Below are 14,189 nucleotides of genomic sequence, written 5' to 3'. Positions count from 1 at the left end.
TAATTCTAAATGTTATTACGTAACTTTGCAAACTGAAAATCGCAAAAAAACAGGTCGAACCTGTTTATTTAACGAATGTAAAAATAAAAAAGGATATGAGTACAAAAACAGCTCCTTATGTAGCTTATAAAGTAAAAGATATTTCTCTTGCCAGCTGGGGAAGAAAAGAAATCGAACTGGCAGAGGCTGAAATGCCTGGTCTTATGTCGCTTCGTGAAGAATATAAAAATGAGCAGCCGCTTAAGGGGGCTCGTATTGCAGGTTGTCTGCATATGACCATACAGACTGCTGTTCTTATCGAAACTTTAGTGGCCCTCGGAGCAGAGGTTACCTGGAGTTCATGTAATATCTTCTCTACCCAGGATCAGGCTGCTGCTGCGATTGCAGAAGCAGGTGTTCCTGTATATGCTTGGAAGGGAATGAATGAAGAAGAATTTGACTGGTGTATTGAGCAAACCCTTTTCTTCGGGGAAGACAAAAAGCCGTTAAATATGATCCTTGATGACGGAGGAGATCTTACTAATATGGTACTGGATAAATATCCTGAGCTGGTAGACGGAATTAAAGGTCTGTCTGAAGAAACAACTACAGGAGTTCACCGTCTGTACGATCGTATGAAGAACGGAACTCTGCCAATGCCTGCCATTAACGTGAACGATTCTGTAACCAAGTCTAAGTTTGATAACAAATACGGATGTAGAGAGAGTGCGGTAGATGCTATCAGAAGAGCTACAGATGTTATGCTTGCCGGAAAACGTGTGGTAGTATGTGGATACGGAGATGTAGGTAAAGGTACGGCAGCTTCTTTCCGTGGAGCAGGTTCTATCGTTACTGTTACCGAGATCGATCCTATTTGTGCGCTTCAGGCTGCAATGGACGGATACGAAGTGAAAAAACTGGAAACTGTTGTTGGGAATGCAGATATTGTTATCACCACTACAGGAAACAAGGATATCGTAAGAGGAGAGCACTTCGAGGCTATGAAAGATAAAGCTATCGTTTGTAATATCGGACACTTTGATAACGAGATCGATGTGGCATGGTTAAACGACAACCACGGAGACAGTAAAGTAGAGATCAAGCCTCAGGTAGATAAGTACACTGTAAACGGAAACGATATCATTCTTCTTGCAGAAGGTAGACTGGTAAACTTAGGTTGTGCAACCGGACACCCAAGTTTTGTAATGAGTAACTCCTTTACTAACCAGACACTGGCACAGATCGAGCTTTGGAACAACAGTGAGAACTACAAGAATGAAGTTTATATGCTTCCTAAGCATCTGGATGAAAAAGTAGCTAAACTTCACCTTGCCAGAGTAGGTGCTGAGCTTACCGAGCTAAAAGAAGATCAGGCAGAATATATCGGTGTAAAGGTTGAAGGACCTTATAAGCCTGAGTATTATAGATACTAGATCTGAGATATCAGATTTGAGATATTAGAAGAGACCCTTGCTGAAAAGTGAGGGTTTTTTGTGTTTAGTAGTGAGTCCCGATAGCTATCGGGATGAGTATTGAGTAGTGAGTACAAAGATGGTTGCTGGTTGTTACTCCTTCGCTTAGGCTTCGGTGTATGTTGGTGGTTGTTAGCATTGTCCCCTTGAGGGGACCTTAGGGGTGTTGTAGAGTAGTAGTACTAAGTATTAAGAGGAATGTCACCTCGAGCATCTCGACTTGCACCTCCGCTTTAGCTTCAGCGGCACGCGGGCGCTCGATACAGGCTCGTCGAGAGGTGGAATTTGGTGCTTGGATCTTGGAATTTGGAATCCATTCCTATCACAAAAAAAAGCGGAATTTCAGAGTTTTAATTCCGAAATCCCGCCCGGGCATGATCACTAAACAAGCTTTAAATAATACACAAATTGAACATCTGCGTTAACAGTGATCATAAACTAACTGGTACTAAATTAGGAATTAAAAGGACAGTTTTATTTCATTTTCACGTATGTAGTTTTTCTTTCATAAAAATCAAAATAAAACACTGTATATCAACTCACTAAAAATTTGATGATAAAAAGTTACTTCATGAAAAACCGGGAAAAACATGCAATTAAAAAGCTTAGAAGGCTATTATCTGTATTAAAATGCTGGGATGGTGATGGAATACTGAATAATGTATTTTACTCTATGCTGATCTGTATAATGGCGATCCGGAGGGAATGGCATAAACAAACAAAGGTGGATGTTCTGGCTCCACCTTTGCAAGTTCTAAATACCTGATGATGTTGAAAAAACAACAATCACCTTTTATTATGAAATTAAAGTTTACGTAGCCAAATTAATCATTAAAAACCGTAGTTTATTTCTTTTTACATGTATATGATTTTTCTTTCGTGAAAATAAAATAAGATACTGATTATTAATTAGTTGATAATGTGATGACACAAAGACGTTTCATGAAAATTGAAAAAAATACCGGGTAAAATAAGGTTTAGGCATATAACATTTTACAGGAGTATTCCAATTATCATTGGAATATCCTGGCTTATATTTTCTTTTACTACGGAGATTATGCTGTTGCTATTTGAAGAAACATAAAAAACAAAGGCGGAACCCGGGTATATGATATGTCTGAACGACTTTGTAACTAACTATTTTACCGGACAAAGCTTATCGAAAAACTTTTAGAAGAATAGTCTAAAAACAACAAAAGTAATTCTGTAACCGTCTGGTATTTAACTTTAAATTGAAAAGATCGTATCAGAACCCGGAAAGTTCCACCTTTGCTAATTACTAAACACCAATGATGAAGCTGTTGAAAACAGCCACCATTTTTTATTATGAATTGAAATTCATAAAGCCAAAGTAAGCATTAAAAATGGTAGTTTATTTCCTTTTACATGAATGTGATTTTTCTTTCATGAAAATAAAAATAGGATACTGATTTTCAATACGTTAATATTTTAATGATATAAAATTGCTTCATGAAAACTGAAGAAATACAGGAGAATTAGTTTAGGATAAATACGATTAAGTTGGCGCTAGTCTGTGACTAGCGCTATACATTTTAAAAATACGCTTTCTGAATAAAAAACCTGCTAACAAAAATCATTAGTCATAGCGCCAGAAACACTCTGCGCTAAATAACTTTTCCTCACTTTTTTACATCAAAGCCTGAGTAAATAACATAGCAAGTTAAAAAGACTTATACATTAAAAAACCACTATTTGAGCGGTTATAGTTTAAATATTCGTCCAGTCTGATGCCGGTACTTTTACTGTATACAACTCACCTGTGGAATCTATATAAACGTAGTATAAAGTATTCACTTTAGATAATCCTGCAAGTAAATACCAAGTTTCTTTTTTTAATTCGCCTAAAACTTTTTTTGTTGATTTTGAATTATGAAAATCTGCCCACCAAAGAAAGCCATTGTCCCTATTAAAGTATACCTTTCTTTTGGAATAATCTGTACCATTGTACTTAACATTGGCTCCATAAGAAGACTCCATATCTTTCACTAAATTATTTAAAAGCTCAAGTGATGTTGCGGTTGAGGGATTTACTTTTTCAGAATCTTCTTTTGACCTCATTACTATCACATCAAAACTATTGCTATTCTTATCCCAATTGGGATTAATAACATAATCCTTTGTTATGGTTACTTCTTTTTCATCGTAAGGTCTACAACCTATGGTTAACAATATTAAAATTAGGACTACATAATTTTTCATATAATTTTCTTTATTCAGTACCGCCAACCACCAAGTCAAGAACTTGAGCCGCAATAGGATGTGCCTTTGCAAAAAGGTCTTCGGTTGGCACTAGTCTGAGACTAGTGCCATACGTTTTAGAAATACTATTTCTGAATAAAAACCTGTTATCAAAAATCATTAGTTATAGTGTCAGAAACGTCCTGTGCTAGCAAACGAGAATATTATCATACTAAATCAATCACCTAGGATTTAACTTTAAATAATTAGCCAAAATCATTATTAGTATAGGGGATCTGAATTCTATATGTTCAAAGTCTTTAATAGAGGTCAAATTAAAGTAATCGATTAAAGTATTCTTTGCATTCGAATTCGAATAGGATTGTTCTATAACCTTCTGCCTTTTGCTCATAGGTGTTTCTCCTAATTGATTTGCATTCAAAGCAATGTAAGGGCAGTTATTTAGAATATCGACAATATGTGTACTTACGAAAAAGCCCGTCCTATTCATTTCATCTAAACCTTCTTCAATCAATTTATTTTTCGAAAAATTCCCGCTTTCAATTTTTTTGACATATTCCATATAACCTTCCTTATTAGGGTTATTAAAAACAACAGCTTCAACCTTATTAATTAATTTGTAATAATCAAAAGAGTCAATCCCATACATTTTTTTTATCTTAAGATTTACTCTTTCATTAATACAGTCATTTAATTTTTGTAAATATTCTTTCTGTTGAGCCTTACTCAAACTGAAAGAAAATAATAATAGAAGGATTAAAATATTTTGTTTCATAGTTAATTTTTAAAATAAGAAATATTAATAGGAAATTTTTTCCTTATTCTTTTCTTTATAGCATTATAATTACTTGAATGTACATTTATATTCCAATTTCCGTCGTATGGCCCTCTTCGTCTTGTATTTGGGTTTAAAGTTTCTCCAATAAAACCTTCAGTATTAGCACCAAAAGGTCTTAAAGAAGGGGATTTTATTCCTCTTTGGTGAGTCATATTAAAATTATTTACCCATAAAAAGACACCTGGGTTGCTCTCCAACGTTCCTTGTCTGTATAGTGGGAAATCATATGTTACTTTTACATTTCTATCACCTAAATCTACTGATGCAGTTCCAGATAATGAACCAACTCCCGTCGTATTCCTAAAGTAATTTTCAGGGTCTGTTATGAAGTTTGTTCTGAACAAATCACCTTCAGAAGGTTTTGTTTTACTATGATCGAAAGCAAATAATATCTGCTCAAATTGCCTTTGCTCAGTAGCAAGTTCTGATTTCAAGTTTAGTTTAAGCACTTCGCTCCCTGTTGCATCTTTCACAGTTTGCCCGGATATTTGGGTTCCTTTCTTAATTTTGGTATTTCCTTCAGTTCCGGTTATTGCTTCTGCTTCATCCTGGCTAATATTATACTGGCTTGAGAGTGTTTCTGCGCTATCTCCGGCTTCTGCAATATAAACTACAGTTCCATCTTCCAGAACCCTGGGAATCCATCTGGCAGCCATTCCATCAGGGTCAATAAAATTAATCGGGTTATTCATCATGGAGTTAAATGGTGAATAACTATCATATTCATCTGCCAACGGATCTATGCTCATCCATCTACCCAACTCCTGTAAATGACGTCTTGCGCCAAAATCACTCCAATTAAGTTCTAATTCCTCATCCAGCTCTTTTCCATTATATCCAAACTTATGATCCCGGCCGCTTATCAAATTATTATACCCCCTATGTTTTAACCCAAAGGGGTAATAGTTGTTTTCTTCCCGTATCTGAATATTCTTTTTTGTTACTCTTACATTATCCAGATAATAATGGGTCTGTACCCCAAGATCACCTCCGTCTGTCTTTTCTATTTTTATTCTGAGCTTGGAGCCATGGGTTATTATATATTCACCACTTAAAATACCATTGGCATCGTAGTTCACAACAGTGGTCTTTAGTTTAATCAAATCCTGGTCATGTTCAAATAACACCAGCAAAAGCCTACCCGTAGTAGCTTTATCCAGTTCCAGTCTATAGTTTATGGTGTCACCAACTTCAACATCCAGGAATTTTTGAGCGCCCCTCCATCTATCTCTAACACTTACCTTTAACCTACCGTTTTCCGGTGTTATGGTTGCAGAACTTCCCAGCCAGCCATGCGTTTCACTTTCAAAGGTGTCATTAGCAAGTACAGTCGGGTTATCCTGATAGCTTAATCGTATATTCCCCAGATGATCTTTATACTGATAGATATAATCATAGGTCTGGACTCCCTGCCTGTCAGCAGACAAGGCGCTCGACGTAACACCGGGTTCTATATAGCCTTCCGGAGTATGGATAAACTCCAGATTGTTATTCTTATAAATATAATTACCGGCATATTCGGTAGTGGTTAAGGAACCTCCCTCCCTGACGGTTTTTTTAAGTTTCATCCCGCTGGCATCATACACATAGAAGATCGTGTCGTTTGCTTTTACTATCATTTCCGGGAGGTTCAGGTAGTTATAAGCAATGGAGTCTATTCCCTTGTTCCTGTCCAGTTTTAGGTTCCCGTTCAGGTCGTATTCATAATCATTGTTGGTATTACTGCCATCTTTAAAACCATAGGTGTTATTTCCATTGTCCCTAACCTTTAGCAGTTTGTTCCCGTTATCATAATTATAGCTCAGACTATCCATAATTCCCCAGTCTGAAAGTATATCCGGATCCGGGGTTTCTACCAGATGCCCTCTCCGGTTTAGTGAAAGGATATTTCCGTTTTTATCATAGTCAATGCTTTGTAGGCTATAACGACCCGTATTATCTGTAGCTGTCTTTATACGGTTTAAAGCATCGTAGGTATAGCTATAAGATTTTAAGCTTTGATCCGTATTTTTTGTTTTCCATCGGGTTTGACTGATATTCCCGTTATACAGGGCTGCACCCGAAACCGGATCATTATAGTGCAGCTTAAATGCAAACAAGTCATCTCCAATGGCATCTGTATCATTAATGGCCTTTAACCAACCTCTTATATTGTAGGCATAGTCCACCGTTTGTAGACCCCCTCCGCCTTCGGCACCTCCCCCAGAGGGAGAGGAAAGCCCACCAACCTTCTTTTGTATTAGCTGCCCCAGGTTGTCATAGGTGTTTTCAGCTATCAGTTCTTCTTCCTGCTCTCCTATTTTATGGGTATGCTTTTTTAAACGTCCCACATGATCATAACTAAACTTTTCTACGATTACGATCGAGTCGTTACTGCCTTTGGTATGAGTACTTCTGGTTTCCAGGGCCCTTCCGGTAAAATCCAGTTTTGTTTCTGTAATGTCGGTAGTATGCAATTCGTTATTCTTGCTGGCCGTATAGATAGGCCTGCCTTTTTTGTCATAGATGGTAATGGTAGTAATCCAGGTATCACTACCCAATACCCGTATTTTACTACCGGTTGCCAGCCCTCTGACACTGGCTACCATTGCCTGTCCATAAATACTATCGGACGGGACTAAAAGACTGTCCCTGTTAAACAGGTAGTTGTCATAGTAATTTATGGTGAATATCTCCTGCAGATTATCAACAGGATATGCATGGTTGCTGTAATAAACGGGAGTAGCCGCCAGGGTATCAGCGGTAGTGGTTTTAAGCTCGTACTGATCGCTAACAGCATCTGCCGCTACCTGAAGGCTATCCCTTATTTTGTTGCTGTTGTACATTCCGCTATACGCTAACCTCCCAAAAGCATCATATTTACTAAATATCCATTTGTTTTGTGTTCTTATATTCGCATCCTGCGTTAAAATTGGCTGGTCCAGTTTATTGTATACTATATCTTCCCATCCCTTACCGGGTACTTTTTTTCCGATCATCCGGTTTCTGTGATCGTATTTGTATTGATAACAGAGTTCGTTAAGTTCCGTAGTACTCACCCCATCAGAAATATCTACCCCGGGTGGAATACTATAGGTCAGGTTATTAAAATCGTCATAAACATAATAGGTATCGTACACCCCCTCCCGGCCTCCCCCTGAGGGAGAGGAGTAATTATAACTTCTCTTTAAGATCACTCTGTCCTGTTTATCTTTAAATTCTTCCGTGGTATGGTTCTTTGTTTCACCACCGGGGTGATTCTCATCTCTGGTAATGGTCTTATACAATACGGCAGGGGAATAATAGCTCGAAGAACTGATCAGATACGGAGCTGCGGTATTGTTATCGGTAAAACCAACCCTAAAAAGACGCACCGAATCATTCGCGCTATTGGCTTGATATGCAAACTCTATTTCATGACCGCTGTCAAGCTTCCAGGCTTTACCCGGAGCAGCCTGTTTTAACGGGCGGTTTAATGGAGAAGCTTCAAAAAGTATCTCCGAATAGGCATTAATATCTTCTATAGCCACCTCCGAGAAATCTGCCGGGTAATGAACATTATAATAGTTCTGTACTGCCAGTTCCTGGTCGTTGGTTCGGTAGTTCCCTATAGTACCCGTTGCTTTGTATGGCAAATGGGTTTTAGGCTGCCTGCCCAGAGAATCATAAAATACAGGTGTAATAATATCTTTTTTATCGGGCGATTGTTTTAAAGCAATTTGCTGTTCCGGTCTGCCCAGGCCATCCATATAAACCACCTCTTCTATAAGGTCGGTGTTGTTCTTTATGGTCGTGCTGTCTATAACACTCATCGCTACCTGAGGTGTCCGGGTATAGATATAGTTCCTGTTACTGCTAAGGACGACCGGAATATACTCACAGCCATTATACAATCCATAGGTATCCGGACAACGGTCCCGGTTATTGTTTACGTAACCTTCGGGCTGGTTGCAGGAGGAGATCATTTCCGAATCATCTCCAAAACCATCTCCATCGGTATCTGCATACCAGGAAACGGGTCGCGGTACAGTGTAGTTAATCTCTGTAGCAGTACTCCAACAGCCGCTGTTGTTACTTTTAGATCTTATATAATAGATACTTCCGGTGGTGCGGATAATACTAAGTGTAGAAATGGAGGTGCTGGTACCTGCAGGAGAATCCTGCCAGTACCAGCTCTCTCCTGCTGGGGGGAGGCCCGCCGTAAGTATAACATTATTACAACCATCCGTTACCCTGATATTTCTGGGCGCAGGTGGTACTTCATCAATCGTATAGGAAACTGCCAGGGAAGGGCCCCAACAGCCATTGCTGTTATTTCTGGCCCTCAGATAATATACACTCCCTGAGGTTCGGGTAATACTTGCCCCGGAATTAGCCCTGCTGGTTCCATTGGCACTACTTTGCCAATACCAGGTCTGCCCGCTGGGCGGAGTCCTCCTTCTAAGGACAGTACTCCCGCAATTATTGGTAATGGTGGGCATACTGGGGATCACGGGAGTGGGGATAATACTGTAATTTACTCTTCTTGCTGCACTCCAGCAGCCGCTACTGTTATTTCTGGCCCTCAGGTAATACACGGTGCCTGAGGTTCGGGTAATAGTTGTACCCGAATTGGCCCTGCTGGTACCATTAGCACTGCTTTGCCAATACCAGGTGATCCCATGTGGAGGGTTGCTTCTGCTTAAAGTGGTTCGTCCGCAGCTTCTGTTTATTGAAACAGTTTCCGGCATCGAAGGAACACGGGGAACACTGTAACGAATGGTTCTGGTCGGGCCCCAGCAATTTCCGCTATTGCTTTTTGCACGTAAATAAGCTACGGTTCCTCCGGCCCTTAGTATACTGCTGGAAGAATTGGCAGTGCTGGTTCCGGTAGCACTGCTTTGCCAGTACCAGGTCTGGCCCGAAGGAGGCGTATCACGGGTGATCCTGACGCTTCCACAACCATTAGCTACTGTGGGTAAAGGAGGTATTGCCGGACTGGCATTCACCGTATAATTAACTGCTCTGGAATTTCCCCAACAATTCGTATTATAATTTTTTGCTCTGATATAATAAACCGTACCACTGGTCCTGTTTATAGTAGTAGAAGAGTTTGCTGTACTGGTACCATTAGGAGTACTTTGCCAATACCAGGAAACATTAAAAGGGGGAACGGCAGACCACGATAGTTGGGTATATCCACAATGGTTGGTCACAGAAGGTGCCGAATTTACATACGGGCAATCCTCAGCAGGAAAATCTTCTATGAGGGAATTCAAAGGGATTTCTTCCTGAGTAAAAGCGGTTAAACACATAAAATTCAATACTACTACTAATACATATTTTTTTATACTCATCAGTTCGGATTTTTTTCCGCCCCAATGGTTTAAGAGTTGATAAAGGCAAAGGATGCCTTCAACATTAAAACTAGTTACTTAAAGAACAGCAGTTGAGTGTTTTTCATCAACAGAGGATTTGTTTCACGAAATCAAAAACAAACAACTGTAAATCAGTTATTTAATAATGAACCCTGTTTTGGTTGTTTCATGAAATCACACAGAGTTAATCCTCGTTTTTGTAGTGATATGTGTATTCTGACAATATATTTTCATCCGCATCCTTTATCCGGATCAGGCGTTGAAAACCATCATATTCATAGAAGACAGAATAACCCCTGGGGTCGGTCATGCTGGTCACTCCTACCAAAGGCCTGTAGGTGTAGGTAGTGATCATGGCATTAGGCAGGCTTTGCCTCAAATCGTTAATTTCAGATAGATTGGATTCGTCATAAGTCTTTAAGACTTCTTCCGTAATATTCAATGCCGAAGCGATCTCACCCAGGGTTGCATTCTCTATTTTGGCAATCGGGTATTGGTTATTGTATCCCCAAATGTAACTGATGGAGGTACCATCAGCCTTGGAGATCTCACGAATATTAGTTTCCGAATCGTAATCTTTAAATACGATCCTGTTCTCCAAAGCACTTCCGTTTTTAGAAGTTTGAACAAATTCCGGAAGGATAATGTTACTACCCCAATCTCTGAAAACAGTAGATTGTTTCTGAACCGCTCCATTTTGAGTTGTTTCCTCTTCAATTGGTATCTTCAAACGATTTTGATTGATTAAAGCGGTAACGGAAGAGCTGGGATCGGCAATATCCTGAGGATAGTTTATTTTATCTAATCGTGTATTACCATTACTATCTGTTATTTCTGTTCTGGTCCTGTTGAGATGAGTTGAATTATCATAATAATAGTTGGTGATTCTTTTTATGGTATCGTTTCCATAATAATTTTCTACCGTTTCTCTGGACAAACTGTTCCAACCACCATCTACTTCATACTCTACCAGGTTCTGGGCATACTCGTATAAGAGGGTATTTTGGCTCGGATCGTTGGATATGATATTATTCTCCCATTTAAGGCCAAAAGAATAAACCGGATAGGAAGTGCCGCTCAGATCATAAGATTGACTCGTATATTCCAATAATCTTCTTTGAACCGGAATAAAGATATCATTGTGTTTTTTATAATTGATCTCCTCTAATAATTGCCCTCTGTCCAGTTCACTACTCTGCGCCGGTGGATAAGGAAACCCACCGAAAGGAATATCTCTCAGGTGTGAAAATTTATATTCCGTATATCCTGTTTCATCTGCATTGCTGGTTTCTTCAATTACATTCTTGTACCCTACAAATGCACCGGAATGACTTATTTGTTGAGTGTTACTGAAAGATCTTATTCTAAGATAATTACCCCTTTTAACACTTGAAGCCGCCAATCTGGGATCATAAGTCCAAACATGGTATTCCATCTCGTCTGAAAAGCTAAAATTCGGCTCACTAAAGATATCACCTGAAGATTCGGTAGATGAATAAGCAGTAGTATATTTATATTTTTTGATTATCGGTACGGAAGATGAGTTAACATAGCTTCTGATCTCTTTTACCCTTAAACCTCCTGCATATCTATTGTCCTGTTCAGCAGTTGTATCTATTATATTCCATGTGGCCGTAAAATAGAATTCCTGATACTGAGGAGGATCCTGGTTAAAGGAAGCCGTTATTTTATAATCGCCGTTAGGCAAATAAAAATTTCTATCGGTATGCAAGGAATAGTTAACGCTGGAATTCTCCGAAGAATTCCCTCTTAGTCTGAATACAGCGCAGAAATTGGCCCCGGCAGAAATATCGCAACCGGGGTATCCTATTTCAAAACTTACGGTAGCTCCGCCATTCGGGTTATTACCATTGAGAAAAGAATCGGAAGGGTTATTGATCGTAAAAGCCTGCTCATAATAATCTGTTGTCGGAGTACCTTCGCCCTCACCTTCCAGAAATGCAAAATCGGTTGTGTATTGTGGTGGCAGATCCTCGGCATCTGCTTCGTTGTTTTCAAAGTCAAATTCAGTATAGCCACCCGTTGGATATATTATTTTTTCTATGATCCCGAATTGCGATCTTACAGAATTTACCTCTCGATTAGCTCCTGCAATTTGTAATGGGGGATTTGAATTCGGAATATTTACGGTAGGAATAAGATTCACATTGGAAATACGACCGTTATAATATCCCCAATAATCCTGTGCAGGACTTAATCGGCATGGAGGAGTGGAGTTCTCGTTATAGGAAAACCGATGTGTTAATTTGGTAACTAAATCAGGAGAAGTATTTTCCAGTTTTTCAAGTAACATCCATTTATGAGAATAACTGCTCTCCCTGGAACAGCTGTTATTAGCTTGCAAATATTTAAAAGTGAGATGGTATTTACGGATCAGTTCATTTTTATAATTATAAACCGAGATATTATTTAAACTATGTCCTCCCTGCAGATCCTCTCTTTCTTCGGTATTTCTGTTAAAGCGGATATAGCCTTTTTTAAACCTTATTTCCGAAAGTATCTTTGCATTAATCGTATTTGTAGTATTAATGCTTTCCAGACTGGAAGGTATACTAACCGGATCTCCCCCGATCCACTGATATTTGGTTATTGCAGATTTTGTTTTATAAAATTGATTTTCCGATATATATCTAAAACTTATTGTATCTCTACGGTTGGCAGAGATCATCTTTGAAGAATACCAACTCGAAATAATCGGGTTGAATAAAGCCCCTCCTCTGGCAGTTGTCATTTCCCTTATATCAAAAACGTATTCCACTCCGTCCTGGGTCCGTAAATTATAGTTATTTCCGTTTCTCGTTATTTTTACATTAGACTTTGGGAAAGTCACAAACTCATCCGATTCCTGGTTATAAAAAAATTTCCCGCTCTCTGTTGGAAGGTTATAATAGAAAATATCTGGCTCCGAATCCACTTCTCTCTGATATAAATATGCCCGAAACTGATCATAGGAAGTACTATTCCCGCTATCATTCTCATCCCACAACTCTTTGACGGTCTTTCCCTGAAATTTTGAAAAATACCCTCCTGTTCCTTCGTCCGGAATCCCCCTGACATTCCTGGAAATAGAAGGAATATTGTTCAGGGACCAGCCCAGGCCTACCCAAGAAGCAATAGCCTCTACCTTATTACCTCCTGAGTGATAATTCAGAGATAACGGCAGACTCAATTCTGTAGATACTATATCAAAGACAGGAATATTGATATTCGGCAGCCCCGTAAAATAACTTATAGGGATTTCACCATATTTTGCGATCGATGCCGCATTAGGACTCAAGGGAACAATATTGGGCAATTCCGTTTGCGAGTACGCATTTGGATACAAAAACCCAATAAACAGTATGTATAAAATTATAGTTCTCATTCAGTTCGGATTTTTTCCGCCCCAATGGTTTAGAGTTGCAAAGGCAAAAGGGTGCCTTCAACATTAAAACTAATTACTTAATGAATAACAGATAAGTATTTTTCATCAACAGAAGATTTGTTTCACGAAATCAAAAATAGCAATCTGTAAATCAGCCATTTAACAACAAAGTTTGTTCTGATTATTTCATGAAATCTGAGAAATTGGCTTAAGAAAAGTGTTTCATCCGTATTGCAGAGGAGAGTCTGGCATTGTGAGGTCGCTTCGTTCCTCTCGCGAAGACATTATTCTTATAATCGGTCATTGCGATCCCAATGGATATCGGGAGAAGCAATCCCCTGGCCACTGCAAAAACATAAATAATAAATTTCACATCCTTTTTTCCTTATATTCAGGATTGAGTTATCTATTGTGGTTTTCAAATAATTAGAACTTCTATTTTATTTAGATCACAATAAAACATTATTCCAAATGACAAAAGAAATCAACTATTCAGAAAAGCAAAGATTTGCCCCTCTCTGGCTTTGTGTATTCTTATTTATTATTGGTGTATATCTTATCTATAGAACCTATCAGCAGTTATTTTTAGGTATTCCTCTGGGTGATTATCCAATGTCGAATACCGGTTTAGTTGTTTTTACAATTTCTCTGCTGGGCGTTTTTTGTTTTTTATGTGTTCTGAGTTTAAGCTTAAGTATTGATGCCAAATTTATCAGTATTCATTTTTTTCCTCTTTTCAGAAAAAAAATACCCATTCAGGATATAGAAAAGATGGAAGTTATAGAGTATAAGATGTTAAGTGCCGGGATAAGGATCAGTATAAAATACGGTTCCGTTTACAGGATAAGAGGCAACAAAGGTCTATCCATAAAATTAAAAAACGGAAAAAAGTTTTTGATAGGTATCCGGAATGAAGATGAGATAAGGTCAGCACTTTTACTTTCCTAAGGAAAGTCCTT

General features: G+C 38.6%; 8 protein-coding genes. 3 read left to right on the top strand and 5 right to left on the bottom strand.

Annotated features, from left to right (window positions below; genetic code table 11):
* The first annotated feature begins 95 nt into the window (after positions 1–95).
* Positions 96–1,412: an adenosylhomocysteinase gene (gene ahcY, locus GWK08_RS13965; protein WP_163607842.1), complete on the top strand. Its 1,317-nt coding sequence runs from the start codon at positions 96–98 to the stop codon at positions 1,410–1,412.
* Between the two features lie 610 nt (positions 1,413–2,022).
* On the top strand, positions 2,023–2,217 hold the full coding sequence (locus GWK08_RS13960; RefSeq protein WP_163607841.1) for a hypothetical protein: 195 nt from the start codon (positions 2,023–2,025) through the stop codon (positions 2,215–2,217).
* A 962-nt stretch (positions 2,218–3,179) separates the two neighbouring features.
* Here the strand turns inward: GWK08_RS13960 and GWK08_RS13955 are convergent.
* The 5 genes from GWK08_RS13955 to GWK08_RS13935 form a co-directional block, all read right to left on the bottom strand.
* Entirely contained in the window at positions 3,180–3,671 is a 492-nt protein-coding gene (locus GWK08_RS13955; RefSeq protein WP_163607840.1) for a hypothetical protein, read from the bottom strand.
* 220 nt (positions 3,672–3,891) lie between these two features.
* Positions 3,892–4,446 (bottom strand): hypothetical protein, encoded by a 555-nt coding sequence (locus GWK08_RS13950; RefSeq protein ID WP_163607839.1) that lies wholly within the window; start codon positions 4,444–4,446, stop codon positions 3,892–3,894.
* A gap of 2 nt (positions 4,447–4,448) precedes the next feature.
* Positions 4,449–9,824 (bottom strand): DUF6443 domain-containing protein, encoded by a 5,376-nt coding sequence (locus GWK08_RS13945; RefSeq protein WP_163607838.1) that lies wholly within the window; start codon positions 9,822–9,824, stop codon positions 4,449–4,451.
* A gap of 205 nt (positions 9,825–10,029) precedes the next feature.
* Positions 10,030–13,230 (bottom strand): RHS repeat domain-containing protein, encoded by a 3,201-nt coding sequence (locus GWK08_RS13940; RefSeq protein ID WP_163607837.1) that lies wholly within the window; start codon positions 13,228–13,230, stop codon positions 10,030–10,032.
* Between the two features lie 208 nt (positions 13,231–13,438).
* Positions 13,439–13,603 (bottom strand): hypothetical protein, encoded by a 165-nt coding sequence (locus tag GWK08_RS13935; RefSeq protein ID WP_163607836.1) that lies wholly within the window; start codon positions 13,601–13,603, stop codon positions 13,439–13,441.
* 98 nt (positions 13,604–13,701) lie between these two features.
* On the opposite strand from GWK08_RS13935, the gene GWK08_RS13930 reads away from it, so the two are divergent.
* A complete protein-coding gene (locus GWK08_RS13930; RefSeq protein ID WP_163607835.1) occupies positions 13,702–14,178 on the top strand; it encodes a hypothetical protein in 477 nt (158 codons plus the stop codon).
* Positions 14,179–14,189 lie beyond the last annotated feature (11 nt).

This window comes from Leptobacterium flavescens, assembly GCF_010671605.1.
Lineage (GTDB): Bacteria > Bacteroidota > Bacteroidia > Flavobacteriales > Flavobacteriaceae > Leptobacterium > Leptobacterium flavescens.
The sequence above is the reverse complement of the archived record's forward strand: the minus strand, read 5'-3'. Positions and strand labels throughout refer to the sequence as shown.